This window comes from Aeromonas sp. Y311-2 (genome assembly GCF_027706025.1).
GTDB lineage: Bacteria > Pseudomonadota > Gammaproteobacteria > Enterobacterales > Aeromonadaceae > Aeromonas > Aeromonas veronii.
In genome coordinates this window covers 1-26977 of record NZ_JAPDCL010000015.1, presented here as the reverse complement: position 1 = coordinate 26977, position 26977 = coordinate 1, and the positions used below count along the sequence as shown (strand labels likewise).

The window sequence follows — 26977 nt, the reverse complement described above, 5'->3', positions numbered from 1 at the left end:
ATGAATTTAGTAAGCATTGACTGAAAAAATCGAGGGCTGACGCCGGTTTTTCGCAGGTATCTATCTGGCCGAAACAAAATCAGCGGATAGATACCGACCGGACTTTTGGCGTCAGTACCATAACAACACCAATCAGGGATAAAGAGGTGAACCATGTTCAAAGGCAGTGAAGACCCGGTCAAATTTTGCGAAGACTTCCTCAAAAGCGAAATCGCCTACAACGAAGAGCACCACATTCTGAAAAGCGAGAATGCGGTAGCCAACAGGCTGCTCAAGTACCACGTCCACATGAGCTCTGTGTATAAACACCTGTGCGAAACCCTGCCAACGGCAGAGGCGGTACGCACGGTTCTGAGCGCACTTCTCTCTAGCGAGGCGTTCTGGAGCTGCGAAAGCCTGAAGGTAGCCAGGGAAGACAGGGCAAGGTTGATTCGCACCAATCAGGCCATCGCTGATAAAGCCAAAGAAATCGCGGCGCTTATGGAAGAGAGGGAGGAGCTCCACAACAAGTCAGGCTTCAGAAGCGACACCCACTACAGCGTTACGGACGTCATCATTCAGGCCGCACACCACACTCGAAACGGCTACTTCAAAGGCTACATAGAGAAAGAGTTTCAGCGCATCGCGAGCTTTGACCTGAAATATTGGCCATCACTGCCAGAGTTCATGAAGGAGATCAGTCGCGACTCCAGGGAGGGCTACACGGCGGCATCTGACCCGATGACAGCGGCAGGGACGAGCTCGGCTAAGGCATCCAAGGCAGACTTTATCAGAGCGTTCCTGGCCAGGCTGGCAAACAGCTACAAAGAGCGAGGCGGGCACCTGCCAGACGGTTACGTGCCTTCTGACGTAGCGATGGCAGACATCATGAACAGCGTGATGGACCTGGAGGCTGATTGCGTAGTGACGGCCGAATACATCAAGAGCTTTCGGCAGAAGGAGCGAAAAAAGGCTTCTGTCGAAGCATGATGGCAGCAGGTTATCGTGTAAGACTTCACAATTCCCTCTGTAGTCGTGTTCAATACCCTTCTGTGCAATCGGCACTGGCCTGAACAGGAGAGGGCATCATGAGTGAGCACGACAACCATAACCAGGGTTCTCAAGAGGCGGAGGAGTTCGATCGGTTCATGTTCGAGACCAACAACCCTCGCCTCTTCGATGAGGGCAATGGCGCGGGCGGCGTTGGCGGTGGCTTTGATGACGATGATGACGACTACGACGATGAGGACGAAGAGTTCGAGCTGAACCGTCAGGCGGAAGAGGAGGAGCTGGACAGCTTCATCTTTGACGAAGACGGCGAAGGCGACTTTGACGAGTCTGGACGGGCGCCCGACGTTAACCCTTACGGCGACCCTGACGACTAACACCCTCTACCCCGTCACCCTCTGACCCCTCGACCCGTTTACCCGTCAGGGGTCTTAATATAAGGGTCGTTATCAGGTGCGCGGCGCGGGCTAGTATAAGGGTGCCGGACGGTAGGGCTGATTTTGTAGGGTGGGGATTGGGGCAACTCGATTTTTTCTAGGACTTTCGATCTCGGGGTCGGTCGTCTTTGAGTCATAAGCAGGGGGCGATGATCGCCCCCTTTGTGATCGTGATTTAAGCGGCGGCTTGTTGTGCGATTGCTGCGATGATCGCCCCCTGTATTGCATCAAACAGGGCACCTTGTTTTTGCATGGTGTGGGCTTGCTCTACTACTGGGCGCATTGCGCTTTCGTTATAGGTGGCGAGGTTCAACTGGCGGCCTGTCAGGTGGCAGCGGATAGACAGGGCAAAAGCGCCATCATTTTTCATCAGTGAAATAGTGATAGATTCAAACATGGTAAAGGCTCCCAAAGCGTTTATATGGGGGCGCACTGGGCGCCCCTTGTGAGTAGTTAGGCGATGGCTTTCAAGGCCATGACGACGGGGTGATCTGCTTTAATCAGACATTCCCGCGCCTCTTTACTCCCGCGCTCGGTGGCCATCCCCAGCTTGACCAGCAGACCAATGATATAGCTTGCTTGGGTCGGGCCGTTGCACTCGGCAGCCCAGTAACCGGCGGTGAAACGCTCTTTTACTTTCATGGTGTCGATCAGGTGGGCGATGGTGTTATGCCCTGTCCGCTTGGTGGCGGCTGTCGGATCCAGTGTTTTCAGTGCGTCATTTGCTTTTGTGAGATCGATCGAGTCAGGACGCTTGTTCTGTGCGATGCAAGCAACCAAGGTTGCAATCTGTAATTTGTGTTCACGGCTGAACCCGCCAGCTTTGGGATCCCGTGCCAGTCGGGACGCATCTACGCCCAGCTGCTTAAGGATTTTCATCTCTTTGTCAGTCATACCGGAGATCAGGCCGTTGCAACGGGCATGGGTTTCGGCGGCCATTCCTACAGCGCCCAGCTTGGCGCGGCGGCTTGCCTTTTCCAGATCCAGATCTGGATTGTTCACAAGGGCGTTTTTCAAGGATTCCTCTTTGATGGCGAGGAAATCCATTGCGGAGCCAGTCATATATTGACGGATCTCGGCGTTGGTGGTCGGTGCTTTTTGTTCGGTGGCAGCGGCTACAGTGGCGGCGGCGGTGGTGATTTCTTTGGTCATGATAGGATTCCTTATTAGCGATAATTTAGAGTTAGTTTTTAGTTTTCATCGTCACGCTGTATTGCGTTTCGATGAGTAGATAATAAGTGTTTACTGATCGAGTGACAATAGAAAACTTTACTTTTTTAGTGCTTAAAAACGAAAAACATGAAAATTTGCGAGCTTAAGCACAAATTCATGATCTTTTCGCTTATGAGTGCGTTCCCGCGCTTTTCGCATCTTGCAGGCCCATTCTTTTCGTGATAATCGCGTGTCGTGCGAGTCCAGGCCGCCCCGTCGTCGCCCTCAGCGCCCCAACGCTCCCCAGCTGCTCCCACCCACCATCCGCACCATCGAGAAAGCCACCTAGTCCTAAAGGCGCCGACCAGTAAGCCCATGGCGGCACCGGTAAGCCCATATGCGAGAGCCCCGCGGTCTGCCACGGCTGAACACGGAGAGATCAATTTGTCACACCACGGGGAACCATGGGCCGGCATGGAGGCTGGCCAGCTGGGGCTGAAACGGGAGAGAACGGCGAGCGAAGGGGAGGGAGATGGCCGGCAGTTTGGTACCGCGGCAACCCGAGGGCCGGGCAACAGGCAAAAAAAACGGGCTCAACACACGAGCCCGCTATCAAATCGCTAATGTCAGTGTCCCTATCAGTGACGCTGATGACGCTACTTTATCGATGTCTTGCTGGACGTACAACTGAGGCACGGTATAGCAACAGCAAAACCATGCTTCCCGAGCGAAAAGTCTAACTTCAAGCAGAGCTCGTCATGGGAATCGCGAGGGAAGCGCTCTCAGTCGCTTAAATTGCGCTTTCCAGCATGTGAGATGAGTCATCGTAGCGACTCGATAGATCAAACGCTTAAATCGCGTTTAAGAACGTCAAAATTCTGCAGGGGCTTCCTTGGGGATCCTGAAAACTGTATGCAGCTCATACACACACCACAGCCGGAGATGAAAAGACCCCTAGCCTGACGCAGGAAGACCCTCCGTCTTGGGACTCGCCCGCGGGGAACCATGGGGCGCTGGCATGTCAAAAAGGGCCAGCGATAAAACTGCCTACGCTGGCCAGATGGTGATAGGAACTGTTGTTGGTTATTCCGCAGGCTACGACCTCACTCGTGCTCGTAGATGGGGAACTGGTCGTAAAAGTTGCCGTCCTGGTCAAATTCGACGGCCTTGATGCCAAGGGCGTTGGCCTCGGTCAGCACATGCTGCAAGTCGGCCGGCAGCAGGAGGAAGTCCTCTCGGGACCCCTCGTCACCCTCCTCAAACCAACAGCTCCGACAGATGACCAGGTATCCATAATCCCGGGCGATGAAGTTGTTCCGCTCGTCCCCTTCGGTCAGAAACTCCAGGTGGCGAAGTGTGTCCATGGTGAGGTGGCCGGTGCTCAGCACCAGGGTCTTGTAGATTTCCAGATCCATTTTGTTCTCCAAAGGGGGCAGCGCGTGACTGCCCCAGAGGTGTTACTTGATGAACCACATCGGGTCGGTGTCATGTTTGACGGGAGCAACGCGCTTTTCCGGAGTACGGGCGTTCTGATGCAGGAACTCGCTCTCTGTGATGGACTTCTGCTCTACACCGAAGCGAACGGCGAGCTCGTAGGCGTCCAGCTTCATGGACTGAGTCAGTCCTTTTGCAGCCAGGCGCTCGCTTTTTTCTTTCTGAGTACGATAGGGCTTGGTGGCACGGCCGAGACCCATCATCTTGCGCTCCCGGGGTGAGAGTGCTGAGGGGCACACGGTCACTTCTACTTCCTGATTACCGACGATAGCGATGCGTTTTTCCATTATTATAACCTCGTTATTGCTTAAATCCGCGTCTGTCGTAGCAGACAACGCTAGATTAAGAGCAAAACAGAGGTGAAACTCGCTAACACCCTACGAGACCAAAGGGTGAATCCTGCTAAAAGGATGAGTGGCGCGCCACGGGGCGCCTTGGGGGAGACAGGGAGGATATGGAGACGGCCGGCTTGTCCTCGCCACACTCTCGACCAGAGAGCCTAACCCCTTGTGCAGGGTAGCAAGCATCCTAGCCTTATAGGCCCGCCCAGTAAGCCCATGCAGATGTACCGCGGGCGCCCATGGTACGTGTGATCGGACAGCAAAAGAGCCGTGGCGTGAAGTAAGGGGCCGCAAAGCCCCTTTGCTACACAAGCCAACGGCTCAATCAGTGATAGTCAGCTGGCAACGCCTCGTAGTGAGGAACGTTGTGCATCGAACTACTTGCGACCCCGAAATGCAAGCCATAGGCCGGCATCGTAATACTCTCAAGAGCCTTCACCTCACTCAGCGAGAAGGTGATATAGACTGGCTCGTTCATGGCTGAAAGCAGCTTGATGGTGTCCATTTTCAGAACGCCACATTCAAGGCCAAACTGCTCATCCTGGAACAAAGCCGATCTCGTCATAGCCAGTATGTGATACCAACCAAACCGGATGTCAGTCGGCATCCAAATCTGGTCAGATTCACTACGAGAGCTCACTTGAGATACCACAGGCTCTTTGTCATCTGCCCACCCTGTCATGATGTAAACTGGGACACCAGTCTTGGAGTGGACTAACACATTCAAAGCCCCTATCTCCGGGGTAAAACACACGCTAATCATCAATTCCGCCTGCTTACACAGCCGGGGTTAGGAAGACCCTTCATCCGGTCAACCGCGCCCGACATTCGATATAAGAACAAACGGAGCGGGCGATTACATTGTCTCGCGTTTAGAACACACCTTACACTTGCACACTAACACCCGATTATCCCCGCTCGGGCAAGGAGAGGTCTTCACTCACGCTCTCCGTTCACACGTAGCACCTTTCCTATCTCTGATACCTACACAATGGGAGGTTTGCGTAGGCCAGCCTGACCGGAAGACTCATTACCCTGATGGTTGCCTGAACCCTATAGGCGACAGGGGATTTTTGTTATTGAGCCCATACCGCAAGAGGAGCAATTTGCTCATTACCAGAGGGCGTTGTTCTCCTGCCGTTCATTACTGAATCTGCGTCTACCGCGTACTGCTTTTCAATGCCGCGCATTTCTTTTCGTGCGTTCTGGCAGTTCGATTCAAGGAGCCCTTCCAGTGAGAAGGGTGACTGTTTGCTCCCGTTTTGCTTAACACTGTTCTATCGTCTTCATAGTGAAGGATGAGCGTTTCGCGTTCGGTTTTTAGCAAGAAAAGTTGACTCAGCGCTAATTACCTATCGAGTTGCGCAACATCCTCGCTATGGGGAGTTGAATCATTAGAACCCGTCCGATAAGGTCTCGAACGAGTTAGTGAGAGTTCTGGGGACGGCTCTGTTTTGAGGACTGGCCGTTCCCTTAACTCTCACGTTCAACCCTCGGTACAGCTTTTCACTGCACACCCGTCCGTGTCGTATTTTTTACTGCGTATTTGAAAAGTCATCACTTTGGTCGCCGCAGCGACAAGGCCTCCTAGCTGTATTGAAAAATCTTTGGAACGACCACGGGTTCGTCTTCAACCGGGTCATCGTCTTCGCCGAAGTACACACTCAAGAGAGCGGAAAGGAATCGGCGGTTCCTCTCCTCAAACTGTTCGAGAGACTCCTCGCCCAGCGGGTGTTTGTCTCGATGCTGTTCGAAGAAGGCCTGAACCTCATCCTCGGACGTCATCTTCTCAATCTGCTGGGTCACGCTTTTGCCTTTGACCAGGATCTTCATTACATCTCCTTATGGGGAAGAAGCAGCTGTAGGCAGTGTTGAGAGATCAAATTGACCACCTCATCGTGCCCGGCTACCGATTGCTCATAGGTGTGATACCGCCATGTGCTCATATCCAGAGAGCCGCCCAGGATCATCGTCTCAAAGAGTACCGGTTCACCCTCTTCGGCATGATCGACCCCGAGGAATACCGTGCTGACCAGCATTCTGCGAGCTCGGTGGTCGAGGACGTAGGTAGCCTTGACTAAAGTCGCCAAAGACTCTCCTGAATCGACAGAGAGCTTCAGAGCGCTGGTTAGAGATATGGGTCGGGGGAAGTTCTCCTCGTCCAGTCGGTAACAGAGTGGACGAGAAGGCATGGGCAGCACGTTAAGCATTACGCGCCCTCGCTCAACTCATTGAGGACGGCGTCGTATAGGAACTGGGAAGAGACCTCGCGACCATCCTTGAGGAAGGTCAGTACGTGCTGGCCATCCGGGATGGTCAAGATCTCCTCGATAAATACGGGGGTCTTAGCAGCCTGGAACCGAGCGTTGAGTCTGCCCTGCAGGCTGGCATGCTCCAGTCGAACGACGGTCAGCTGTTTGGCAGACAATTTGCTCTCTGCCAGGACAAGGCGAAGCTTGGCCACACCGCCTATCCGTTCCCCGTCGCTACCCTGGTAAACATGCTCGCTGTTACGAGCCACATCCATCGATGTCGCATAGATCACATCGACCGACTCATGCTGCCCATAGCGCACCGCATAGCCTGCACGAGCGAGACTGACCGCTGCCCGGGGCGTAACCATCGCCTCGAGATTCGGATCCCTCTGAACGCGAGCCAAGAACTCTGATGCGCTGAGTGGGGTGCTTGGATCTGTTGGTTCGCTGGAGACAGGACGAACGCGCTGGCGGGTGCCGGCATCCATCTTGGTAAACACATCAGCAAAGACCGAAAGCTCACCCAGCTCCTTCAGGTAGGTCAGGAAGGTAACGAGCCGGATTTGTCCGCCGCCCTTCTCTACGCGAACGACGGTTGTTTCGGTCATGTTCATGCTCTCCGCAACGTCAACCTGGCGAAAGCCCAGGTTCTTGCGCTTGGCGGCGAGATAGTTCCCCATGGTCTTCAAAACCATAGCTACATCAGGATCGATGTCTTTTGCTGCTTGTTTAGCCACGTTTATTCCCAGCGTTTAGTAACTGCTTATTAATTTCAGTCAGGATAGCGAGCTTGATGACACTCGGCAACTTGTTCAACGATATTACCGAGTTACACCTCGACCTCATTCGGTGCAAAGTGTTTACAGCTAATGCTGGAGCGTTAATTTGTGCTCCTGCGAGAGACGCATATCGTTGAAAGGGGATCACTGTTCGGCGGGCTCTAGCGAAGTCTGGGGCGCATACAAACGCTAAAACGCTCGACAGTGAAACTGTGCTGAGAGCATAGCATTGCGTAAGCGGTTGATTAACATACTGCCCTTTAAGGTATTTAACATAAAAAGCCGCGTTGCGCAGTCAGGCCAGATTGTCCATGATGATGTCCGGGGTGGGGAGGTATACAGGTTCCGAGGTGTTCGCATCATCACTTTAGGATGCTGCTCTTCTTTTGAAATATATATATTTTATTTACTGGTTCTATTTAATAGAAGAAGCGACAAAAAGTGATTATAGGGCCAACCCTCGGAACCTGAAATCAATACCCGAGAGCGGATCCTTACTGTGATGATCGTGGCTCTTAATTATCTTTAGATCTTTTTAGAGATCTTTTTAAAGATCTTTTTAGGCTCCGCCAGCCCAGTCGTGGCGCGGCCTCCAGAGGAGCGAAGTGGACAAATCGATCTCGCACGGTAGACAAACTGATCTCATATAGTGGACAAACCGATCTCTGGCAAGAATTTGAAAAAACAGGATATAAACAAATTATCCACAGCATTCAAACAGGGTTATTAACAGGCTAAGCAGTTGCTTGGCGCGGATATATGGGCATAATGGTGGTCAACCGTAAAATCTGTCTACCATCATGCAAACAGCCATCACCAAGAGACGCGGCCGGAAGGTCGTACAATCAAACCAGCTGACAGAGGCCGCCTACTCTCTTACCCGAGATCAGAAGCGGATCCTCTACCTCTGCATGTCAAAGATGCCGAACGTGCCGGAAGGTGAGCCTATCACTCATGACGGCAAGTTCTCTATCACTGTTGCCGAGTATGCGGAGATTTACGATCTCCCATCGAGCGCGGCCAGCCAGGACATTCGTGCAGCACTGAGCCGGTTCAGAGGCAAAGAGGTGACGATCTACAGGCCTGAGTTCGATGACGGCGACGACAAGGGCTATGACGCATACCCGTGGCTGGTTAAGCGCAGCGTTCGCCCGAGCATCGGGGTTTACGAGATCAGCATCAACCAAGAGCTGATGCCCCTGATGGCCGGTTTGCGCCGGAACTTTACGGTTTACGACATCATCGAGGTCAACTCGATCACCAACCCTCTGGTTATGCGCCTGTACGAGACGCTTTGCCAGTTCAGGGGCAACAGAAGCGAAGGCACAATCACCCTGGCTGTAGAGTGGATCAGAGAGCGGTATCAGCTGCCGGCCAGCTACAACCGGATGCCTGACTTCCGCAAGCGCTTCCTGGATGTGGCCATTCAAGAGATCAACACCAAGAGCCCGCTTCGGGTGTCGGTCACTGAGAAGAAGACCGGCAGAAGCATCACTCACCTGGAGTTCAAGTTCACTGATACCGAAAGGAAAAAGGCGATAGGAAAGACTCCTGACCCTGAAGGTCAATCGACACAGCCGGGGTCGCCCCACGAGCTTTAGGTGGACAAATTGATCTCTACAGAGGCGCCGGCCTTGCACCCTCTAGAGATAAATTTATTGCTAATAAATGAGTAATGCCTGATACTGAAGGCATCGGAACGAATGACCGGATGAGATAGCGTTCCCCAGCGGCGTAAGCTGTACTCGCGCAAGGCGGGTCGAAAGTGGTGGCCGGATAGGATGTTGGTTAGGCCAGCATCAGAAGATTGGAGAAATCCAGCGGGCGCCTCGGCGCCCGTTTTCGTTTTACCTTCTAGTTGACACCTTTTTGCCCAAGTAAACGTTCGTGCATAGAACGTGAAATCCTATCTTCCCTATCGTAGCCGGCGATCCTTTCGAGGGGTCTTCGTGGTACGCACTCTCGATAAACAGGTTCAAATCCTGCTGCTTGCCACGAGCCGTATTGTCTCTTGAAAGCTCGAAAAACAGGTGATACGGCCCTTTCGGGTTCTCGATTTTCAAGCTGTAGGTGTAGTTGCGCCTTGCCGACGTCTCATAGACCTTGCATTGGGGGTTGTTCAGACTCCGAACGATACTCGGGAGATCGAAGGAGAGTTGGTACCGAATCGGACAAAACACCCTCTCACGGTTAGCGTGATCAAGAAGCAGGAGTTCCGGGTCGTAAGATACCGCTGGATCAGGCTTGAAAGAGAAACAGTGGTTACTGAAGCGCACATTCACCCGTAAAACCCTGTTGGCCGTCTTGCTGTGGAAGGACATGGTGAAGGCCTGAAGGTGGTGAAACTCATGAATAACACCATTGATCGGAAGCGGAGGAAAGTGTGGAGTCCCTGTCACATAGCACCCTGATTTGCTGAGAATGGACCCATTCTACCACGTTCAAAAGCCGAATGTTTTGAACCGAGGTTTCTCTGAAAGGTGGACAAACTGATCTCCAAGACGAGACAAAAGCGCGGCTCTCCCGCCTGAAAGGGGCCAAACCTTGATCCCGATCTCTCAAACAGAGATCAGTTTGTCCACCTTTGGGCAAGGTAGAGATCAGTTTGTCCACCTTTCGCAGGATGCACGAAGCCATAGGGGTATGTGTGGTCAGATTTTATCCACAGAAAGCGTGGACAAGTCTGTGCATACCCCTGTAGAGCCTGGGAAAGATCAGATTGTCGTGTTTAGCTGTAGCGACGGACGAAGCGGCTCTGCTCTATCTCATCCTGGCGATCGCCATATGCAAGCCACATGTCTAGCCGGTTCGGCGAGGTCGAGAGAGATTCCCAAAGCCGTTCGGCCATGTGTCGAAGGGTTTCATCGCATTTGGCGCGACGGAAGTGAATGAGCCAATCGGCCCGGGTTTTGGGTTGGGGCGCTACTTGCTTCTGGCGCCGTGGGAATGACATATCCATGTGTTCAACTCTGAACTGTAACGTTAGTTTTAGTCGCGATGGGCATCGCTTCGAGCGTGAATATAAACGATCTTGTTCAGTAAGCAATAGCTGAACGCAAAGAATGATGCAGGAGCGCTTGTAGTAGGTTCCCGAGCTAGATCTTTTGTCTAATCAGGACTTAGGGGTGTGAGTTGTGGATAAAAAGTAGGCGAACGAATAGGATTGGTGCGAGTAATGCGCTGATTTATTTGCTCAAGCGCAATCGCCATGTAGAATTGTTCTCGATGCTTCTATAACGACAGAGCAGTAGCAAGAGGCCCGGCCTCTGCTACGCCAATAGCAGTATTGCCGGGCCTCCAATTTCCAATGTGAAAACGGAGACCACTATGACCTTGATCGACGCCATCGACACGTTCATAGCACTGCTCACGATTCTCAGCATCGTGTTGAAGTATTTAGTTTAACAACAACTTTATTGCCGCCTTCGGGCGGCTTTTTTTTTGGCCACCCTCCACCATAGTGGGGGATAACCTGTAATAGTATTCTGCTTTCAAAAGTAGTTTACTGCAAGAAAGTTTGTGTAAAAACGTCCGCAAAGCCTTGTCATGCGTGAAAGGGTGCTCGAATGGCGCTTCGTTAAGAAGAGTTCCGAATGAGTTGATGCTGCCTGGCATAGGGCAAAGATGAGAGATAACAAGTCTCGGACTGATTAGGCTCTTGACCTTGTACCGCGTGAAGTGGCGAGCTCTGAGCCAGAGCTTTCTGGTAAACGAAAAAAGGCCCATCAGTGATGGGCCGTACTGAACACCTCGATCTCGAGGTTGGAGGTAACAACGACGCTCGTTGTACTTAAGCAAGATGGCATACTTCTGCCATCAATACAGGCTGCCTTTACTCGATAAGCAGCACTGCGCAATCCGGATCTACTATCCCCTCTGGGAAGGGATGACGTGAAATGTCCTGATCTTCCGCCAGGATGACATCAGACACCCGAACACTGACACATGGCGCTCTGTACCTTTCGGCCAACGCATAGACGGCGCAATCAATATCTCTGGCCACAGCCCATATGCAGATGCAAAGCCGGCCATCGATGTAGAGGTGCCCCTGGTAAAGCCTGTAGCCTGCACGAATGAGATATTTCAAGCGCCATCCCTCATATCAAATTGTCTACATAGCCCTGCCCCTGCAGGGCTATTCGTCTGGTTAAGCGGCCTTGCCTATCAGGGAGCGAAGAGACTCGGCGATCGGGCTGTCCTTGATAAGCACAAGGGAGCCAGGAACAGGGCGCTCTGCTATACCCATCGCGGGCAAGAGCTGCATCAGCTGGCCACATTGAGAGCGACTGGTCCCCTCGCTGTACGGGCGGGCCTTATAACGCTCATACAGGGCCTTGCTAGTGAGCTCGCCGGACTCCAGAAGCATCTCCAGGGCGATGCGGGTGTAGCAGGACAGACCGGCGCCTCCGGCAATGTGAGCAATGAGGTTCACCGCTTTCTCGCCTACCTTCTTCGGCAGACTGTCGAGGTCTTCCATTCGGGACTTGATCAGCGTGGACAGGTCGGCGCGAGACAGTGTTCCGTCGCTGGCATCGATGTGCAGGTGAGCCTCTACCGCCTCCACGCTGCCGAGTCGAGCAATGAGCGCTGCGGAAGGCTTGGATGCGCCATGAGCGCGGGCCTTTATCTTGGCCGGCTTCTCACTTTCGGCCGGGGCTGCCTCAGTCTCGACAACTAGGTCTGCTGCGCCGGCAGCGTCAGCGTCAGTTTCGGCATAAAGCTCTTCGCGCGTCTCAACCATGGCCAGCTCTTGGGCGACCTCTTCGATAGTTGAGGTTGGGAATGCAACGTCGGAACCCAGCAGCGCGTCTAGGTCATCGAGATCTGCACCGAGAGCGTCGATTTGGGCGTCAGCAGTGACATCTTCTGAGAGCGCTTCTGTGACCGCCTCAGCGACTTCTACAGGGGAAGCATCAACAGCGTCAGCGGTCGCTTCAGGGGCTTCAAGCAGCGCTTCCAGAGCGTCCAGATCTGCATCAGCAGATGTCACACCAGTAGCGGGCACAACATCGTCAAGTTCAAGAGAGGCGAGAGCCTTATCAAGTGCGTTCATGTTTACTCCTTGTTCAGTGTTAGCGTTAAGCAGTCTCGTTCGACTGAGTGCATTTTCGCTGATAGAGAGAGGGCTGTATCGAGAGAGCCCTCAGCTTCCTAGAACAAGAGATAGGATTCAGATACATCTTGAATGGTTGCCGCCCGATACTTATAGTCTGTCGACCTATAGGGTTCAAAGGGATGATCATACGGGTATGACGCATCCCCATTCGAATAAACGCAGAAAAGCCGCGAGCTTGCAGGATATATTCGCAAGAAATGTACTTTTCCATCGAAAACGGCTTGAGCTTTCCCAAGAGGCTTTAGCGGAACGGTGCTGCTATCACAGGACCTATATCGGTTCTATTGAGCGAGGGGAGCGGAATGTTACTATCGCCACAATAGAAGCACTAGCTTCTGTTTTTGGCGTCCATCCTTACGAGCTATTGGTGCCAAAAGAAAATGATTGATGTGATTCCCCCTCGCCCAGCAAACATATCTCAGGAATTTTATGATGCCTGCATCTCAATAAAAGCAAAAAGAGCAAGAACTGTAATAAATCACATCCTTCAGTATGGATTTATTACAACTGAAGAACTTAATGATATATATGGTTACGACCACCCTCCTAGAGCAATCAGAGATGTTAGAGAAAATGGAATTCCCCTTGAAACATTCAAAGTGGACAGCGGGAAGACCGGCAGAAAAATAGCTGCGTATCGTTTTGACACGTCTCAAGTCATTGCTGGGCGGATTGGAGGAAGAAAAGCTTTCCCCAAACATTTCAAAGAGGCTCTTGTTGAGTATTATGGTTCATGCTCCATGTTGACTGGGGAAAAATTGGAGCCGAGATACTTGCAAATTGATCATCGTATTCCATATGAGATCGCAGGAAATGATGCCGAAGAAACAGTGGATAACTACATGTTGCTTGATGCGTCAGCTCAAAGAGCCAAAAGCTGGTCATGTGAAAGATGTGAAAACTTTACAACAAAAAAAGACGTGGCCATTTGTGCGGATTGTTTCTGGGCTTTCCCTGAAAGTTATAGCCATATCGCAATGGTTGGAGAACGCAGAATTTACATTTCATGGTTCGATAAGGAAGTTGATGATTTTCAAAGGATAAAGGAAGAGGCTGACCGAAATCAGCTCTCAATCCAAGATTTTATAAAACAAAGTTTAGGTCGAATTATTTAAGCGGCATACATTTTTTCAATATTGACGCTCATATCACTCCACTCCTTTTCAATCAGGCCTTTTATATTGTTCGATACATATAGGCTTTCGAAAGTAGTGGAGTTTTTCCCATTCAGAGTTGCCTGGGATGACCTCCCCGCCTCAATCAACAAGCGTTTCATCTGCAATGAGTCAGGTAACGGATCTCCATACACAGTATCCCCAGTCATTCCATCATACGACAGCAAAAACGGGATGTTTCTAGAGTTTAGGTTTGAAAGCCCCTCAACAAGTCGCTCTCGCTCTAGCTGAGTGAAATAGCGCTTATCTCTTCCATATGTCGTGCCGTGATACGGTGGATCCATATAAACAAAATCATTCACACCAGCGGTTTTGATAGCGTCTGTAAAGTCACCTGCAAGAAGTGTCGTTCTGCCTTTGAGTAAAGCGCTTACCGCGTGAATCGACGCCCCCATCTTTTTAGGGTTTGTCCCCATTCGTCGCTTATCAGAGGATTGAGTAAAATGCCCATGCCGATTAAACCTAACAGCATTTTTGACACATCTAACGATAAGATACAACAAATCAACAGGGTCTCTTTCTGAATTAAACCTGTCTCTTACCGAATTAAAATATGTTGGCGACTTTTCCTCATTCCCCCTCCATATTTCCTCATATCTACCCGCAGTCTTGGTCGGATTCTCTATTATCTCCCTCCATAGCTCAATAAGCTCTGGCAAACTATCAGAAATAACAAATTGTTTCGCCAAATTATGGTGCGCGGCATATATGCTTATTGCGGCAGAACCGGCGAATGGCTCGTAGAGAGTATCAATTCCTTTCGGGATTAACGTACATATTTTGGGGGCAAGAGCGCGCTTGCTACCTTGGTAAGGAATCGGATGTGGAATGGTAGTTGTCATATGGGTATATTCAGCTTGGTATTTGTGGTCATAATATTTTCAAGAGGGGTGATATGCAAGCTCAACCACTTTACTTGCCATCTAGGTAGACGATTCACGAACAATAAATGATTTCCACAGAGACAATCCAAAGTTGTCAAGCATAAAATATGACTATTTTTTTTGGATTGCTATTGGTATTAATCACGATCATCACCCCGCCAACTATTAATAAAGGCGTCATAAAGACGCCTTTCTGTGTTCACGCGACCTGATTCTCTGTTGTTAGCTCCTCGTTAGAAGACGAACCCCCATCTTTGTACAGATCGGCAAAGGTGGGGGTTTTGGGTTGAGTAAAGGCGCCGGTTACATCTGCTCGGCGCAGAACGGCCGCGCAGAACGTCTGAGGCTTCAGGATCCGAGCGTTACGGAACACCCCCTTGATGTAGGCGCAGATGGCCGGGTCATCATCGATCATGGTGAACTCGGCCTCCAGAGGGTTATCGTGGGCAACGGACAGCTGTCGCATGATGGCCTCAGCCTTGTAGAGATGGTTTTGGCGAAGGTCAGAAACATCACGCATCAGAAGCGGTACCAAAAGCGGGGCGTCGTAACGGTTAAGCCAGTTGACGGTTTGAGCGCGGACAGTCTCCGGTCGGGCGGTGAGATAGAACATTCGCACTGCGGGGATCGAGCTGAGCATATTGATCAGATCGATCATGAACGGGACCGGCAAGTCCTGCCCGCATGCCTGGTTGAAAGGCTCCCAGTCCTCGACCGTCTCGCTACCCAAAGGAGGAAGCTTGTCGGCACGGGCCCTGTTATCGGTAATGCAACCGTCCAGGTCGCAGAAGACAAAGTACATGGAGGTTCTCCTTGCAGATGGGATAAAACCGCGGCATTGAGCCGCGGGATGTGACAATTTGATCTCTTAAGCGGCGAGAAGCCCTTTGGCGCGGGCGACCTTCTCTACAGATGCGCTGAGGTCGAAGTAGCCGGCCTGGATACCGACCATAAGTGCTTCCATCATCCGATCGACGTCATAGATGGCCCGGTGAGCGTCTTCCGAGTTGAACGGGACGCCCAGTGCCCAACACAGCTCGGAAAGGCGAGGAGGCTTGCCCAGAGGCGTAGCAAAGCGGCCAGACTGCATGGTGCAGAAGACCTCCATGTCCTGGTTAACCGGTTGGCCAACTCGGAGCAGCTCATAAGCGATAAAGGGGGCGTCGAAGTCAGCGTTGTGGGCGATCATGATGTCGGTCGCCTTGAAGATCTTGCCGACATCGATGGCCACCTCTTCCCAGCCAGGCGCCTTCCTCACCAGTTCGGGGGTGATACCGGTGATGCGCTGAACCTCTTCAGGGATTGTTCGATGAGGGTTGACCAGCTTGCTGTAGGTAAGCACCTTCTCAAAAGACATGGACGCGGGGTCAACCTTGTAAACGATGGCACCGACCTCGGTGATCCGGTGCCCGTCTTCCGGCCGGAACCCAGTGGTTTCAATATCGACGCCGGTAATAACAATGGGCTTCATTTCTTTCTCCTGCCGATGCGGAACCCAGCCTCGCGGAGCTGCTCATGCTTGACGTTGGCCATGCGGAAAGCGTCTTGCTGAGAGCCGAACTCAAGGACGAAGTCCATGCTGGACGGGGCATCGGTTCTGCTGAATTTGAGGGTGCAGTCGGATATGGTCATGCGATAGAGGTGGCCATCTCTGCAGCGGTAATGGCGAGCGTAGACACACTGCCAATCCGGGGATCCGGCTACGAAGAGACTCGCCTCGGTAAGCAGGGAGTTGATGTCTACGGAGGAACTCGTCACCCCTCCAAACCCTGTCTGAACTGCGTGTAGAAGCGCGTCAGCCTGCGCCCGGGTCAGTCCACCCTCTGATATGAGGTCGAGGACAAGCTCAAGCGTCTCAAGCGCCTTCCGGTCTATCTCGTCCTGCAGATCAATCACCATCAGACATCCACCTGTGTCGGATTTGAGACAAATCGATCTGCGGCTTTGGACAGATCGAAAGCCACCTGGTTAGAGACAGGGCCGCACTTGGCCAAGCGAGCCAGGCATTCGGTAAATGTGTTCAGACCGCGCATGTCGCAATTGGTCAGCGCCTTGATCTCTGCCGAGAAGTCTGCCGGCAACATGTGATTGCTCCGGTCTCTGACAAGGCTCTGGATTGCGGCTCCGTAATGGCTCGAGGCGGAAAGCTCCAGACTCTCGAACGAGATGGGGAACGGCAGAGGGGTGCGAAGGCGCAAAATGGCGCAGTAACGCCCAAACACACTGCAGGGGAGATCTGAATCGGTGAGCCAGACCTTGATGCTGGAGCTCATCAAAAATGCCGAGCTCTTTGCCAGAGACTCCACCTGCCCCTTTGTGAACTGAGCACAGTAGATCTCGGAGGCGAGCATGTTCTCCAGGACAACGCTCCGCTCGTGGCTAAGTTGTGAAAGTACCTTGGAAACCTCCCCGATAAAGTGCTCTCGAACGGACGCACCTACCGAAGATGATGACGGGGATGACTGGTTCAGCTGACGGGCTAAAGACATAGCGATTCTCCGAGTGTTGCTTTTTACAACTCTATTTTAGAGAAGATACAGCGGGCATTCAGTAAATACCCGCTGATCATTAGGCGCGAAATTATAGGTGGAAACAGATAGCGGATTCGGCCCACTGACATCGTGTTTCAAGGTCGATCATGCCGGTCGGCATAGTACCGTACCTGACGCCGCTGTCGGCCAAAGCGCTCTTCATCAGCCAGTGGGTCGCTTGAATGTACCCTTGGTCGATGAGGCCCTTCCCTTCAGCATGCTCCAGCGGGATGCCTGGCGGCACGTAGATAACGAAATCAAGGGTCTTGCGAGCCGTCTCAAAGCACTCCTTGATGTAATCCATAACTCGCTCACTGACGCGGGCCTCCTGGTAGTGCTGTTGGTTCATGTCAGCCAGTAGATAAGCGACCATGTCGATAGGAGTTCGGTCGATAATCACCCTTTCACCGCCGGACATAACCTGCTCGAACTTTCTCAGGATCCGTTCCTGAACGGAGAGCCGAGAGCTGGCGTCGAGCGTGGAACTTGGGGACAGGCCCATCTCGGCGAAAACCTTAGAGACGCCGGCATCGATCATGGTCAGAGCCATTCGATCGGCCAACAGCCTGGCAAGAGTGCTCTTGCCAACACGGTGGGCGCCGCAGATTCCAACTCGCATCATTCCACAACCTCAACTTCTTCAACCGCCTCGGCCTCTTTCGGCTGCATCGGCACGGCTTGATCAGAGGCGGCCATAGCAACGGCGATCTGGTCGAGAACAGACTGGAACTGCCACAAGGTCTCGCCCCGAACACCAATGGTTTCGGCGACAGTGCGCAGCTGAGCAAACGGATCCTCCGGACGACCTTCAGGGAAAACAACCTGCTCCAGCTTCGGCTCAAAGAAGGATGGGCCCTTCAAGGTTTTGCCTGTCTCGCCGTCGAACACAACGTACTTGCCCGGGATGGAAGACTCGCGATACATGGCGTTGATCGGGGTAGTTTTGCCGTGGAAGCCGTTGCCCAGTCGGTACTGCTCAACCGCAAATACAGCATCCTGCTCGGTATCGCAGAGCTTGCTCATATTGGACAGGTAGACCTGCTCCATGATTGCGTCAGCATCCAGGCCGCAGTCGTTGGCCGCGCCGTAGACAGTCACAAGGCTGTCACCGATGGCGTCGGCGATCTGCAGGAGGTCTCGTGAGTCAAAAGCCTTTGACAGCTCGGTCTGTGACTCTTCTTTGATCATCGCCAAGCGAAGACGGCACTGACCAAGAGACGGGACGATCGGAGCCTGAGCCACGCCTTGGCCAAGGACGGAGTTGAAGTGGGTGGTCATTTGAAAGTTGGTAAGCTTGTTCATACTTATCTCCGAATGTATCTAACTATCTTGAATGAATGCTCGCTTCCTTGGTTTCTTTCAAACTTGCTTTCAATGAAGCAAGGAACGAAACAAGAAAAAAAGTTAACTGGGAAAAAATGAACCTTTCTCCCTCCCTTCGAAGCTACGCAAGCATCAACGAAGGTAATCACCAATTCATCTACCAAGCCACTTTGCAGGTAATGTTGGTAGATTTGCGCCCCGCCGATGATGTCGGCATCCGCAAGGCGCGGAGGTTCTTTCACGAAGGTGAGGTTTTCGCCATTGGCCCGAGGGGTGCGGGTGATGACGATGTTGTGGCGCCCGGGGAGGGGGTGGCCAATGCTGTCAAAGGTCTTTGAGCCCATAACGACAGCCCGCCCCATTGTCAGGGCCTTGAAGTGCTTGAGATCGTCCTTGAGAGACCACGGCAGGTCATTGCCGATACCGATAATCCCTTCCGACGACATCGCTGCGATCAGGCGAACGGTCATACCGCGACGGCTCCTTTGATGTGCAGGTGAGCGTGGTAATCAACGATCTCCACGTCCTCAAACACGTAGTCGTCAATGCTGTCTCGGTCGGCAAGAACGAGACGGGCAGTGTTTTCTTTTGGCTCTCTGGACAACTGCAAGCGCACCTGATCGATGTGGTTATCATAGATGTGAACATCACCGCCGATGTGGATTAACTCGTGCGCCTTGTGCCCTGTCTGAGCAGCAAGCATATGGGTCAAAACACTGTAGAAAAGGAGGTTGAAAGGAAGGCCCAAGAAGTAGTCAACCGACCTTTGATAAACCTGCATGGAGAGCAGTCGCTCGCCGGTCTCCGGGTCAAGATCGGAGAAGCACTGAAACATCATGTGGCAGGGGGCCAGGCGCATTTCATGCAGGCGGCCGACGTTCCAAGCGCTCACAATCATCCGGCGATCGGTAGGGTTGGTGCGCAGGGTGTGAATCAGGTTGGCAATCTGATCGATGACGCGAACAGACAGGCCCATCCCCATCTCTTCGATAACACGCCAGGAACGCCATTGAGCTCCGTACAGGGGACCGAGGTCGCCTTTTTCATCAGCCCACTCATCCCAAATAGTGATGCCGTTCTCGCGCAGATAGCGAACGTTGGTGTCACCAGACAGCATCCAGATCAGCTCATGGATGACGCTCTTCAAGTGCAGCTTTTTGGTCGTGACGATGGCCAGCTTGTTGTCGGACAGATCGAATCGCATCTGACTGCCGAAGATTGATCGAGAGGGCGTATCAGTGCGGTTTTCGCGAGGCTGAGCGGCCCCGAGTATCTGAGATCCCAGCTCCAGGTATTGCAGCATGTGAGGGCTCCTGTTGATTGAGGGGATTATAGTAAGTATTTACTGAGCGGTCGGCAACCGGAGTGTTAGGAAGATTTCATTTGACAGAACAGAGGCGTGAGGGACATCATGAATGTACGGACATTTGGTCCGTTATAACAAATACGTCCGGACAATGATCCGGCTCGGCTAAGCAAATCAACCGCTAAAGCACAAGGGAGCTTTTATGCCCACGAAAAAACGCCATGAAATAAAGTCGCCGCGAATACCGATAACCTAACAGAAGGAGAGTGCCTAAACCCTTGTCCTCGAGCCCTTACGTGCTACCTATCTTCACGTAACGGCAGAGGTTGTTCATAGCTCGAACATGGTTCGAACTATCCTTGCGCAGGCAACTTTAGTTACATCCGCCGCGCAGCTCCAAGGGGAGCTAAATAATGGAAATCATGAAAACAGCACAAAACACAGCGACGCGCTTTGAGATGCGTCTTGACCCGACCCTAAAAGAATTGTTTGAAACAGCAGCTTGTATCGAAGGCATAAGCATGGCGGCTTTCGTAAAGAACGCAGCCAAAATGGTCGCAGACGATGTGATAAGTCGCCACAAAGTGACCACGCTAGGCCAAGAGGCGTACCAACGGTTTGAAGCTCTTGTGTCAGAGCCGCCGAAACTGGACGCCAAGATGCGGGCCGCTATTGAGAACATCAATGGTGGAATCCTAAATGGCTACCGAAGAAACAGAAAACCCGAAGATCGAAAGGCTGACCGCTGAACATTTGAGCATGGAATTCAAATCCTCTTCGGAGCGCATGAACCGGTTTCTTGCCGAGTTCGCGCTCCAGGAGCAGGAGTTGGGGATTAGCTCCACTTACTGTCTTGTAGACGAAGATGGTGTGTTGGGGTTCTTCACTTTGTGCCAAGGGTCAGTCCTCAAAGAAGTCCTTAAATATAAAACGCCGTACAAAGATGTACCGGTGTTCAGAATTGGCAGGCTCGCCGTTACCGAGGAATGTGAAAGAACCGGTATCGGCAGAGCATTGGTAGCCATCGCATTCAAGAAGGCCTCTGAGGCCCGAATCACGGCCGGCGCCGTCGCCCTTGTCGTTGACGCCGTCCCCAGTGCTGTCGACTTCTATCGGAAGTGCAATTTCGAGGCAGTACAGGAATCACCAGGCTCTAAAACAGTATTCATGGCATTGAGCTTGGGTGACAAGGAGGAATAGCATAAAGAGAGGGGGCCTTAGCCCCCTCTTCTGTTATGCAGCCTGCGCCAGAATATCCCAGCCCCAATCCCCGCTGAACGCGACCGTGCTGTAGTCGGTCACCCGCTTCTCGAAGAAGTTGGACATCTGATCCCCCAGAACCTCTGCTACCCAAGGCAGCGGGTTCTCTACGTGCTCCAGCCAGTTCTCCTTAAAGCCGATCCCAAGCAGACGGCGGTTCGCGATGTAGCGCACGTAGTCCTTGGTCTCCTGAGCAGTCAGCCCGGGTGCATCACCTTGGGCAAAGGCCAGGTCGATGAACTTGTCCTCCAGGCCCACGGCGTCACGGAACATCTGGTAGACCTCGAACTTGAACTGGTCGTCCAGGATCTCCGGGTTCTCGCGGATGTACTCGATGAACAGGGCACTGATCCCCTCGACGTGCTCGGTCTCGTCTCGGATGGACCACTCGACGACAGTGGTCATGCCCATCATGTAGCCGAATCGGCAATAGGTCAGCAGCATGATGAAGGCTGAGAACAGCGCCACGCCCTCGTTCACGACGGACTTGGCCAGCGCCATAGCGATGTCGCGAGGGGTGTCGGACTTGTTGTCGGTCATGAAGGTCGACTTCTGCGCCATCTCGTCGTACTCGAGGAACGCGGTGAACTCGGACTCCGGCAGGCCCAGGGTGTCGTTCAGCAGGGCATAGGCTCGCTGATGGATCCCCTCACGAGCGGCGAAGGCCAGCAACATGCACCGGATCTCGTTGTTCTTGAAGATCGGGATGAAGTAGTCGCAGTAGTTGCTGGCCACGTTCGCGTCGGTCTGGGTGAACAGACGCAGGATCTGGGTGATGTGGTTCTTGTGGTGAGGAGCCAAAGAACCGTCCTGCCACTGGTTAACGTCAGCCTGCAGGTCGAGCTCGTCCTCGTGCCAGTGGATCAGCTCGTGTCGGTTAGCTGCCTGCATTGCCCAGGGGTAGTGGAACGGTTTGTAAGTGCGGCTTGGAGTAGTTACGGACATCTCGGGCTCCTTATGCGTGGCAGGCCAGGCATTCTTCTGTGTTCAACTCAACGCGGGTAATTCGAACGCCAACCTTGTCAGCGGTAGCGGCAGACTTGGTTCGCAGGTAATACAGGCCCTTAAGGCCATTCTTCCAGGCGCGGAGGTGAACAGAGTTGACGTAGGCACGGTCAGCCTTGGACGGGAAGAACAGGTTCACGCTCTGGCCCTGGCAGATGAAGATCTGACGGTCAGCGGCGTGCTGAACGACCCAGTGCTGGTCGATCTCGAAGGCAGTCTTGAAGACATCCCGGGTGTACTCATCCATGAATTCCAGGTGAGCGACAGAGCCGTTGTGCGCAACGATGCTGTTCCACACCTCATCTGTGTTGTGGCCAAGCTTCTCAAGCTCCAGCTCAAGATAGGGGTTTCGGATCATGTGAGCGCCGGCACGGGTGCGGTGCATAAAGGCGTTGCTGTTGATCGGCTCGATAGAAGGGGTGCAGCCGCAGATGATAGAGCTGTTCGCATTGGGGGCGATGGCCAGCACATGAGCGTTCCGCTCGGAAGTCAGATCCGGGGCTGGGCCGCGCTCTACCGCCAGCTTGCGAGTCGCCTCTTTGGCTTTCGTCCAGATGTGCGCGAACACTCGGCGGTTCAGAGAGACAGCAAGGCTTGATTCAAACGGGATACCCTTCTGCATCAGCAGGCCGTGGAAGCCCATCGCGCCCAGACCAATATCACGGCTGCGCTCTGCGCTGTAGCGAGCGCGAGAGAGCTCGTCCGGCGCATGCTCGATGAAGACGTCCAGAACGTTGTCCAGCAGGCGCACCAGGTCTTCGATAAACAACGGGTCGTCCTTGAACTCGTCCCATTTCTCGAGGTTAAGAGAGGAGAGGCAGCACACTGCGGTTCGCTTCTCATCGGTCGGCAGATGGATCTCGTTGCAGAGATTGGAGCCGCGGATCTTGAGGCCCTTGGCGGCAAGCTGGGGATGCAGGAAGCGGTTGGCGGTGTCGATGAAGTTCAAGTACGGCTCGCCGGTACGGCCGCGGATCTCCAGAATGCGTTCCCACAAATGACGGGCAGGAACGGTATCCCGAACCTCTTTCGTCTTGGGGCAGACCAGATCCCAGCTGGCACCGGCCATTACGGCCTTCATAAAGTCATCGGTGATATTCAGCGCATTGTGAATATTCAGGAACTTCCGGTTGATGTCCCCGCCGGTCGGGACACGGACGTTGATGAACTCGGCAACATCCGGGTGAGAGATGTCCAGGTAGGCCGCATAAGCGCCCTTGCGCGTTTCACCCTGCTTGTAAGCCAGCATCGCTCGGTCAGCGACACCCACGAAGGGGAGGGGGCCTGGCGCTTTCTTGGATACAGCACGAACATCGCTCCAGTGGCCACCAACGCCACCGCCCATGAGGGTAAGCCACGCAAGCTCGCTCTGGTGCTCGACCAGACCAGCGCGAGTGTCGGGGACATAGGTCAAGAAGCAGCTGATCGGCAGAGAGTCAGGCTTCTGTCCAGGCGCAAAGGAGTTGCTGAGCACAGGGGAGGCGAACATGAACCACTGCCGGCTCACGTAGTCGTAAATGCGCTGTGCAAAAGCCTCATCGCCCTTGCTGTAGCACTCGGCGGCACGAGCGAAAGCCTGCTGAGGAGAGGTCTCGCCGTTGCGGACGTAATAACGGGCAAGAGCAAGAGCTTGGTCGGAGAATAGAGCATCGCGCTCTAGGTTGATTTTGACTCCCATGAATCACCTTTCAGTAAGTGTTTACTTAAGGCGTAAAAGGTTAGCCAATATTCAGTGAAAGTTGAATCCCGAAGGCATCATTTTTTCACCAAAACGAGTAGCTCTGTGAGGGACCGCCTCAGAATTCAGAAAGGGAGTGGAGCCAACGCATTAGAGCGCCGGAGAGAAGGCTGGCGGGTGATCAAGACGATCGAGGTTGGCATTACTTCACTCTAGGCAACCACGAACATCGCATTATTCACAAAGACTGAATAAAAACTTTTCAATGCGGATGTCAAAAAAACTCGTTTATCCGTGGTAAGATCCCGTAAAGGAGTGGAATAGAAATAGCCCTCCCTTACCCTCGCCATTGGCGAGTGCGCTGGAAGGAACTATTACAGTTATGTAGCAATAGCAGTGTAATAGTTTTATGCGATTAATTGCAAGAGCCTTTGTGTTTTATTGCCTCCATCCAGCCGCTCCTATGTTGGCGCAGGTTCATTCAAACTTTACGACTGGAGGTCACAAATGGCTTCGATTAACTCCATCATTTCTACCGTTCTTACTGCAAGTCCAATAACCCTCGTGGTGGCGACGATCTTTATTTTGGCCTTGGCAGTGCTAGTCATCGCACTAAAAATCTCGCCTTAAAACAATGCCATAGAAATAAACATGGTACTCCATTGACCCTGTGGACAGAGACCTGTCCACAGTCTTGTGACTTAAAGGGTCATTTCCTTACCGTGCGATTTTTCCGGATTCTAAGGGGATTCTCTGTAGCGCGTTTAAATGCGTTTTGAGCGTTCGGGGGACGCTGCGTATGCGATGACAAGCGCAAAGCTCGGGGAGCGCAAATAGAGCGCAGGGAAGCTGAATATCGAAGCGTAGAAATGACGAACTGAGAAGACGCTGTGCAAGAAGGGAAAGATCTCCCTGGATTAACCCACCAGGGAGGTCTGATGTTACGGCGTCACCAATCTCGACTGCTGAGCTGGAGTGAAGGGCGTGTGGGTGCCAATGCCAACGATCCTTACTTCAACCCCCTGAGCGGTGGTGAGCAATTGGTAGTGCAGATAGCAATCTGACACGAGTCCGTCATTTGATGATGAATAACTGGGAACGCCAATATGGTAGTGATGCAGGTTGAAGGACTTTGCAAACTGCTTCTTAGCTTGTTTGTCTTTGATACGACGGGGTAATACCCAAGACGGCTTGTTTCTACCTTGCAAACCTGCAAACCCATCGGCGATGAGTGTGGAGCGAAAGGCACCGACCGCTTGTTGGACGGCGGAGCTTTCTGCCTGCAAATCTGCAATTGTACTGGTCTCTATAGAGACTGTAATCGGGCCAGCGGGATAGGGGAATTTTTTCGTTTAGGGTGCCTCCAGTGGTTGAATGGCACCTATTGTGCATTCAACCACTGGACAAAGTCATCAGCACTTTTTACCGATCCAGGGATACGGACAAAGTTGGTCTTCGCGCTCTCAACTCGGGACTTCATAGTCTCGAGGTCGAAGTCGAAATGAGGAGGCGGAGTTTGCCTGACATGGCGGCCTTTTGCTTTAACAGCAGCTTTCATTTAGGGCGAATCCTTAATGGATGATAGAAGTATGACACGCAAGAGGAGGGTCAATGGACCGATATGGCGCGCGCCATTTGGTAAATTATTGCGCAATGTGCCTAATCGGTCAACGAGTCATTATTTATAAAGCCAAATACTGAATAAACAGGGCTCCGACTAGGAGCCCATGAATTATCAGCACCAAACGGCCTTTTTCTCACAGTCATCCATGCTCAGAGGCGAGCGAGGGGTGATGACAGGCGGGGTCAGGATAGGTGTGACGATCGGCCTCTGCTTGGAGCTTGCCGGTACAGTAGCAGGCTTCACAACAGCAGGCTTTGGCGCACTGACCACAGCAGGTCGAGAGACAACCGGCGGTCGTGAAATGATAACCGGACGAGCGATAACAACAGCCCCATGCGCGAAAGATGATGCCAGCAGAAGCGAGGCCAGAAGCAACTTTTTAAGGGTACGCATGCTCTTTACTCCTCCTGCAGGAACTCTTCTTTGCAATAAAGCGGGTTGGCGTCCGGCTCAAGGCCTTCCGGATCTGTATTGGGGCAGTGAAGCGGGGTTGTGTAGCCATCACCTTCAAGACGCTCACTGCAAACAGGACAAATCATGAGACCTCCTAAGCGACTGACTGGCGAAGACGAACGGCGGCAACCAGGCGAGCAAACTCATCGGTCAGGATGCCAGCGTGTATGGCGCCAATCGCATCGGCAATGTGCTCGTTCTTGTCGGCCAGCTCCGACTTGCCTCTGCTCTTTATCCAGTTGAGGTGGGGATACAGATCAGCTGCCCAGCTGATCATCTCCTGCTTGGAGGCTGTCTTTGATCCAACTGCTGCCAACTTGACTTCTGTCGGAGTGACCTCGATGAGGGGTTTGTCTGAGAGCGCGGCAAGCAGGCCGATGCAGACACCGTAAGAGGCCATTGCCCGAGCGCTTTGAGAACCGACCGGCACCTCTACAAACACGATCGATGCGTCCTTGATGTACTCTCGTGCGCCACGGAACAACTTGCGGGCCCGGGCTAGATCCTCGCTGTTTCTGCGAACAACCTTGCGAGCTGATTTGTCGGTCTCGGTGCTTACCAGGGTGATATGCTCGACCACTACCGGCAGCGTCTCGTCAGACATGTCAATGGTGCCGCGGGCAAGGCCAAAGTTGCGGAGCGAAGGGTCTATCGCCGCGATTTTCAACAGATTAGACATTGTTACCTCTCATTAATCAGGCGAATGCGCCCCAGCGGCTACCGTAGCTATCGGCCACGCGCTCTTCTTCGATGCGAGCCTCCTCTTCTGCCAGCTCGCCGCCGCTTTTCTCCATAAAGTCCGCAACCGAGCTGCCAAAGGCCTTCTTAAACGCCTCATCCAGGTTGGCCATCTTGGCCACAGACTTACCTGGCAGTTCGAGGAACTGGAACTCACCGCTCGGGGATTTCGGCTTCATCACGAAGATGAGGTCAGACTTTCCGGCGTAGACGCTGTAAACATGGAACTGCTCGCCACCGATGAAAGCCATGTTCCGGAACTCGCCGCCCTTGAATCGCCCCTTCACGACATACATGCCGCTGGCGGAGATAGAGCAGACCTCTCTCTGGAAATTCGGGTAAGACTCATGGGAGCTGATGCGCTCGGCGAGGATTTGCAGAACGTCATGCCCGATCTTTACTGAACTCGCTGCAGGGGTTTTTCTTCCGCCCCCGCCCC

The 26977-nt window shown here is 52.9% G+C and carries 32 protein-coding genes; 8 read left to right on the top strand and 24 right to left on the bottom strand.

The genetic code is table 11. From position 1 onward, the window contains the following. The first annotated feature begins 153 nt into the window (after window positions 1-153). Window positions 154-969 carry a hypothetical protein gene (locus OKC42_RS14495; RefSeq protein ID WP_202211953.1) on the top strand — a complete coding sequence of 272 codons (816 nt, stop codon included), beginning with the start codon at window positions 154-156 and terminating at the stop codon, window positions 967-969. A 98-nt stretch (window positions 970-1067) separates the two neighbouring features. Further along, window positions 1068-1364, top strand: a complete 297-nt coding sequence (locus OKC42_RS14490) for a hypothetical protein (RefSeq protein ID WP_202211954.1) — start codon at window positions 1068-1070, stop codon at window positions 1362-1364. A 235-nt stretch (window positions 1365-1599) separates the two neighbouring features. On the opposite strand, the gene OKC42_RS14485 is transcribed toward OKC42_RS14490, so the two are convergent. The 8 genes from OKC42_RS14485 to OKC42_RS14450 form a co-directional block, all read right to left on the bottom strand. Continuing rightward, entirely contained in the window at window positions 1600-1821 is a 222-nt protein-coding gene (locus OKC42_RS14485; protein ID WP_107961239.1) for a hypothetical protein, read from the bottom strand. 56 nt (window positions 1822-1877) lie between these two features. Continuing rightward, a complete protein-coding gene (locus OKC42_RS14480) occupies window positions 1878-2576 on the bottom strand; it encodes a hypothetical protein (RefSeq protein ID WP_107961238.1) in 699 nt (232 codons plus the stop codon). Window positions 2577-3679: 1103 nt separating this feature from the next. Then, entirely contained in the window at window positions 3680-3991 is a 312-nt protein-coding gene (locus OKC42_RS14475; RefSeq protein ID WP_107961235.1) for a DUF5983 family protein, read from the bottom strand. A gap of 42 nt (window positions 3992-4033) precedes the next feature. Next, window positions 4034-4357 carry a hypothetical protein gene (locus OKC42_RS14470; protein WP_107961234.1) on the bottom strand — a complete coding sequence of 108 codons (324 nt, stop codon included), beginning with the start codon at window positions 4355-4357 and terminating at the stop codon, window positions 4034-4036. Between the two features lie 379 nt (window positions 4358-4736). Next, a complete protein-coding gene (locus tag OKC42_RS14465) occupies window positions 4737-5177 on the bottom strand; it encodes a hypothetical protein (protein ID WP_270820147.1) in 441 nt (146 codons plus the stop codon). 821 nt (window positions 5178-5998) lie between these two features. Continuing rightward, a complete protein-coding gene (locus OKC42_RS14460; RefSeq protein ID WP_107961232.1) occupies window positions 5999-6244 on the bottom strand; it encodes a hypothetical protein in 246 nt (81 codons plus the stop codon). Then, window positions 6244-6501 (bottom strand): hypothetical protein, encoded by a 258-nt coding sequence (locus OKC42_RS14455; RefSeq protein WP_202211957.1) that lies wholly within the window; start codon window positions 6499-6501, stop codon window positions 6244-6246. Before OKC42_RS14455 ends, OKC42_RS14460 begins: the two co-directional genes overlap by 1 nt. A 119-nt stretch (window positions 6502-6620) precedes the next feature. Next, the gene (locus OKC42_RS14450) at window positions 6621-7403 is read right to left on the bottom strand and encodes a helix-turn-helix transcriptional regulator (protein WP_202211958.1); all 783 of its coding nucleotides are present in this window, start codon (window positions 7401-7403) and stop codon (window positions 6621-6623) included. Between the two features lie 842 nt (window positions 7404-8245). Between OKC42_RS14450 and OKC42_RS14445 the strand changes: the two genes are divergently transcribed. Further along, on the top strand, window positions 8246-9046 hold the full coding sequence (locus tag OKC42_RS14445; RefSeq protein ID WP_107961229.1) for a RepB family plasmid replication initiator protein: 801 nt from the start codon (window positions 8246-8248) through the stop codon (window positions 9044-9046). A 1127-nt stretch (window positions 9047-10173) separates the two neighbouring features. On the opposite strand, the gene OKC42_RS14440 is transcribed toward OKC42_RS14445, so the two are convergent. Both OKC42_RS14440 and OKC42_RS14435 read right to left on the bottom strand, forming a co-directional pair. Further along, the gene (locus OKC42_RS14440) at window positions 10174-10404 is read right to left on the bottom strand and encodes a hypothetical protein (RefSeq protein WP_107961353.1); all 231 of its coding nucleotides are present in this window, start codon (window positions 10402-10404) and stop codon (window positions 10174-10176) included. A gap of 1188 nt (window positions 10405-11592) precedes the next feature. After that, the gene (locus tag OKC42_RS14435) at window positions 11593-12498 is read right to left on the bottom strand and encodes a hypothetical protein (protein ID WP_107961352.1); all 906 of its coding nucleotides are present in this window, start codon (window positions 12496-12498) and stop codon (window positions 11593-11595) included. Between OKC42_RS14435 and OKC42_RS22695 the strand changes: the two genes are divergently transcribed. Both OKC42_RS22695 and OKC42_RS14425 read left to right on the top strand, forming a co-directional pair. Next, on the top strand, window positions 12497-12949 hold the full coding sequence (locus OKC42_RS22695; RefSeq protein WP_333563375.1) for a helix-turn-helix domain-containing protein: 453 nt from the start codon (window positions 12497-12499) through the stop codon (window positions 12947-12949). The genes OKC42_RS14435 and OKC42_RS22695 overlap by 2 nt on opposite strands. Next, window positions 12942-13676, top strand: a complete 735-nt coding sequence (locus OKC42_RS14425; protein ID WP_270820143.1) for a hypothetical protein — start codon at window positions 12942-12944, stop codon at window positions 13674-13676. The genes OKC42_RS22695 and OKC42_RS14425 overlap by 8 nt, the downstream gene beginning before the upstream one ends. Here OKC42_RS14425 and OKC42_RS14420 read toward each other — a convergent pair. The 9 genes from OKC42_RS14420 to OKC42_RS14380 all read right to left on the bottom strand — a co-directional run bounded on the left by OKC42_RS14420 (window position 13673) and on the right by OKC42_RS14380 (window position 19777). Beyond that, on the bottom strand, window positions 13673-14578 hold the full coding sequence (locus OKC42_RS14420) for a DNA adenine methylase (protein WP_270820141.1): 906 nt from the start codon (window positions 14576-14578) through the stop codon (window positions 13673-13675). The genes OKC42_RS14425 and OKC42_RS14420 overlap by 4 nt on opposite strands. Before the next feature lie 241 nt (window positions 14579-14819). Further along, entirely contained in the window at window positions 14820-15422 is a 603-nt protein-coding gene (locus OKC42_RS14415) for a hypothetical protein (RefSeq protein WP_270820140.1), read from the bottom strand. Between the two features lie 66 nt (window positions 15423-15488). Continuing rightward, on the bottom strand, window positions 15489-16091 hold the full coding sequence (locus OKC42_RS14410; RefSeq protein WP_107961349.1) for a 3'-5' exonuclease: 603 nt from the start codon (window positions 16089-16091) through the stop codon (window positions 15489-15491). Continuing rightward, entirely contained in the window at window positions 16088-16519 is a 432-nt protein-coding gene (locus tag OKC42_RS14405; protein WP_107961348.1) for a hypothetical protein, read from the bottom strand. The genes OKC42_RS14410 and OKC42_RS14405 overlap by 4 nt, the downstream gene beginning before the upstream one ends. Continuing rightward, window positions 16519-17109: a hypothetical protein gene (locus OKC42_RS14400; protein WP_202211963.1), complete on the bottom strand. Its 591-nt coding sequence runs from the start codon at window positions 17107-17109 to the stop codon at window positions 16519-16521. The genes OKC42_RS14405 and OKC42_RS14400 overlap by 1 nt, the downstream gene beginning before the upstream one ends. A 91-nt stretch (window positions 17110-17200) precedes the next feature. Next, window positions 17201-17773: an AAA family ATPase gene (locus tag OKC42_RS14395; protein WP_107961346.1), complete on the bottom strand. Its 573-nt coding sequence runs from the start codon at window positions 17771-17773 to the stop codon at window positions 17201-17203. Further along, window positions 17770-18453 carry a nucleoside triphosphate pyrophosphohydrolase family protein gene (locus OKC42_RS14390; RefSeq protein ID WP_213390084.1) on the bottom strand — a complete coding sequence of 228 codons (684 nt, stop codon included), beginning with the start codon at window positions 18451-18453 and terminating at the stop codon, window positions 17770-17772. Before OKC42_RS14390 ends, OKC42_RS14395 begins: the two co-directional genes overlap by 4 nt. 2 nt (window positions 18454-18455) lie before the next feature. After that, the gene (locus OKC42_RS14385) at window positions 18456-18944 is read right to left on the bottom strand and encodes a dihydrofolate reductase (protein WP_270820139.1); all 489 of its coding nucleotides are present in this window, start codon (window positions 18942-18944) and stop codon (window positions 18456-18458) included. Next, window positions 18941-19777 (bottom strand): thymidylate synthase, encoded by an 837-nt coding sequence (locus OKC42_RS14380; protein ID WP_270820138.1) that lies wholly within the window; start codon window positions 19775-19777, stop codon window positions 18941-18943. Before OKC42_RS14380 ends, OKC42_RS14385 begins: the two co-directional genes overlap by 4 nt. A 416-nt stretch (window positions 19778-20193) precedes the next feature. On the opposite strand from OKC42_RS14380, the gene OKC42_RS14375 reads away from it, so the two are divergent. Continuing rightward, entirely contained in the window at window positions 20194-20529 is a 336-nt protein-coding gene (locus tag OKC42_RS14375) for a type II toxin-antitoxin system TacA family antitoxin (RefSeq protein WP_270820136.1), read from the top strand. Then, window positions 20480-20980 (top strand): GNAT family N-acetyltransferase, encoded by a 501-nt coding sequence (locus OKC42_RS14370; RefSeq protein WP_270820135.1) that lies wholly within the window; start codon window positions 20480-20482, stop codon window positions 20978-20980. The genes OKC42_RS14375 and OKC42_RS14370 overlap by 50 nt, the downstream gene beginning before the upstream one ends. Window positions 20981-21013: 33 nt before the next feature. Here OKC42_RS14370 and OKC42_RS14365 read toward each other — a convergent pair whose 3' ends face one another. Both OKC42_RS14365 and OKC42_RS14360 read right to left on the bottom strand, forming a co-directional pair. Then, window positions 21014-21985, bottom strand: coding sequence for a ribonucleotide-diphosphate reductase subunit beta (locus OKC42_RS14365; RefSeq protein WP_270820134.1), 972 nt, complete (start codon window positions 21983-21985; stop codon window positions 21014-21016). Between the two features lie 10 nt (window positions 21986-21995). Next, window positions 21996-23723 carry a ribonucleoside-diphosphate reductase subunit alpha gene (locus OKC42_RS14360; RefSeq protein ID WP_270820133.1) on the bottom strand — a complete coding sequence of 576 codons (1728 nt, stop codon included), beginning with the start codon at window positions 23721-23723 and terminating at the stop codon, window positions 21996-21998. Window positions 23724-24661: 938 nt separating this feature from the next. Between OKC42_RS14360 and OKC42_RS14355 the strand changes: the two genes are divergently transcribed. Continuing rightward, window positions 24662-24787 (top strand): hypothetical protein, encoded by a 126-nt coding sequence (locus tag OKC42_RS14355; protein ID WP_270820132.1) that lies wholly within the window; start codon window positions 24662-24664, stop codon window positions 24785-24787. 958 nt (window positions 24788-25745) lie between these two features. On the opposite strand, the gene OKC42_RS14350 is transcribed toward OKC42_RS14355, so the two are convergent. From OKC42_RS14350 to OKC42_RS14340, 3 genes are all read right to left on the bottom strand, one after another. Next, window positions 25746-25886 carry a hypothetical protein gene (locus OKC42_RS14350; RefSeq protein ID WP_162504483.1) on the bottom strand — a complete coding sequence of 47 codons (141 nt, stop codon included), beginning with the start codon at window positions 25884-25886 and terminating at the stop codon, window positions 25746-25748. Window positions 25887-25894: 8 nt separating this feature from the next. Beyond that, a complete protein-coding gene (locus OKC42_RS14345) occupies window positions 25895-26479 on the bottom strand; it encodes a hypothetical protein (RefSeq protein ID WP_107961336.1) in 585 nt (194 codons plus the stop codon). Window positions 26480-26495: 16 nt separating this feature from the next. Further along, a partial coding sequence (locus OKC42_RS14340; protein WP_270820129.1) for a hypothetical protein occupies window positions 26496-26977 on the bottom strand: 482 nt, incomplete at its 5' end.

Excerpts from the sequence above, each read along its gene's own strand:
- OKC42_RS14380 (WP_270820138.1), bottom strand. The coding sequence starts at position 19,777 with ATGCTGCAATACCTGGAGCTGGGATCTCAGATACTCGGGGCCGCTCAG.
- OKC42_RS14470 (WP_107961234.1), bottom strand. The coding sequence starts at position 4,357 with ATGGAAAAACGCATCGCTATCGTCGGTAATCAGGAAGTAGAAGTGACC.
- OKC42_RS14410 (WP_107961349.1), bottom strand. The coding sequence starts at position 16,091 with ATGAAGCCCATTGTTATTACCGGCGTCGATATTGAAACCACTGGGTTC.
- OKC42_RS14425 (WP_270820143.1), top strand. The coding sequence starts at position 12,942 with ATGATTGATGTGATTCCCCCTCGCCCAGCAAACATATCTCAGGAATTT.
- OKC42_RS14385 (WP_270820139.1), bottom strand. The coding sequence starts at position 18,944 with ATGACCGTTCGCCTGATCGCAGCGATGTCGTCGGAAGGGATTATCGGT.
- OKC42_RS14350 (WP_162504483.1), bottom strand. The coding sequence starts at position 25,886 with ATGATTTGTCCTGTTTGCAGTGAGCGTCTTGAAGGTGATGGCTACACA.
- OKC42_RS14445 (WP_107961229.1), top strand. The coding sequence starts at position 8,246 with ATGCAAACAGCCATCACCAAGAGACGCGGCCGGAAGGTCGTACAATCA.
- OKC42_RS14420 (WP_270820141.1), bottom strand. The coding sequence starts at position 14,578 with ATGACAACTACCATTCCACATCCGATTCCTTACCAAGGTAGCAAGCGC.
- OKC42_RS22695 (WP_333563375.1), top strand. The coding sequence starts at position 12,497 with ATGTTTACTCCTTGTTCAGTGTTAGCGTTAAGCAGTCTCGTTCGACTG.
- OKC42_RS14395 (WP_107961346.1), bottom strand. The coding sequence starts at position 17,773 with ATGATGCGAGTTGGAATCTGCGGCGCCCACCGTGTTGGCAAGAGCACT.
- OKC42_RS14460 (WP_107961232.1), bottom strand. The coding sequence starts at position 6,244 with ATGAAGATCCTGGTCAAAGGCAAAAGCGTGACCCAGCAGATTGAGAAG.
- OKC42_RS14495 (WP_202211953.1), top strand. The coding sequence starts at position 154 with ATGTTCAAAGGCAGTGAAGACCCGGTCAAATTTTGCGAAGACTTCCTC.
- OKC42_RS14370 (WP_270820135.1), top strand. The coding sequence starts at position 20,480 with ATGGCTACCGAAGAAACAGAAAACCCGAAGATCGAAAGGCTGACCGCT.
- OKC42_RS14485 (WP_107961239.1), bottom strand. The coding sequence starts at position 1,821 with ATGTTTGAATCTATCACTATTTCACTGATGAAAAATGATGGCGCTTTT.
- OKC42_RS14435 (WP_107961352.1), bottom strand. The coding sequence starts at position 12,498 with ATGAACGCACTTGATAAGGCTCTCGCCTCTCTTGAACTTGACGATGTT.
- OKC42_RS14355 (WP_270820132.1), top strand. The coding sequence starts at position 24,662 with ATGTTACGGCGTCACCAATCTCGACTGCTGAGCTGGAGTGAAGGGCGT.
- OKC42_RS14390 (WP_213390084.1), bottom strand. The coding sequence starts at position 18,453 with ATGAACAAGCTTACCAACTTTCAAATGACCACCCACTTCAACTCCGTC.
- OKC42_RS14480 (WP_107961238.1), bottom strand. The coding sequence starts at position 2,576 with ATGACCAAAGAAATCACCACCGCCGCCGCCACTGTAGCCGCTGCCACC.
- OKC42_RS14360 (WP_270820133.1), bottom strand. The coding sequence starts at position 23,723 with ATGGGAGTCAAAATCAACCTAGAGCGCGATGCTCTATTCTCCGACCAA.
- OKC42_RS14375 (WP_270820136.1), top strand. The coding sequence starts at position 20,194 with ATGGAAATCATGAAAACAGCACAAAACACAGCGACGCGCTTTGAGATG.
- OKC42_RS14490 (WP_202211954.1), top strand. The coding sequence starts at position 1,068 with ATGAGTGAGCACGACAACCATAACCAGGGTTCTCAAGAGGCGGAGGAG.
- OKC42_RS14440 (WP_107961353.1), bottom strand. The coding sequence starts at position 10,404 with ATGGATATGTCATTCCCACGGCGCCAGAAGCAAGTAGCGCCCCAACCC.
- OKC42_RS14475 (WP_107961235.1), bottom strand. The coding sequence starts at position 3,991 with ATGGATCTGGAAATCTACAAGACCCTGGTGCTGAGCACCGGCCACCTC.
- OKC42_RS14365 (WP_270820134.1), bottom strand. The coding sequence starts at position 21,985 with ATGTCCGTAACTACTCCAAGCCGCACTTACAAACCGTTCCACTACCCC.
- OKC42_RS14415 (WP_270820140.1), bottom strand. The coding sequence starts at position 15,422 with ATGTACTTTGTCTTCTGCGACCTGGACGGTTGCATTACCGATAACAGG.
- OKC42_RS14405 (WP_107961348.1), bottom strand. The coding sequence starts at position 16,519 with ATGGTGATTGATCTGCAGGACGAGATAGACCGGAAGGCGCTTGAGACG.
- OKC42_RS14400 (WP_202211963.1), bottom strand. The coding sequence starts at position 17,109 with ATGTCTTTAGCCCGTCAGCTGAACCAGTCATCCCCGTCATCATCTTCG.
- OKC42_RS14345 (WP_107961336.1), bottom strand. The coding sequence starts at position 26,479 with ATGTCTAATCTGTTGAAAATCGCGGCGATAGACCCTTCGCTCCGCAAC.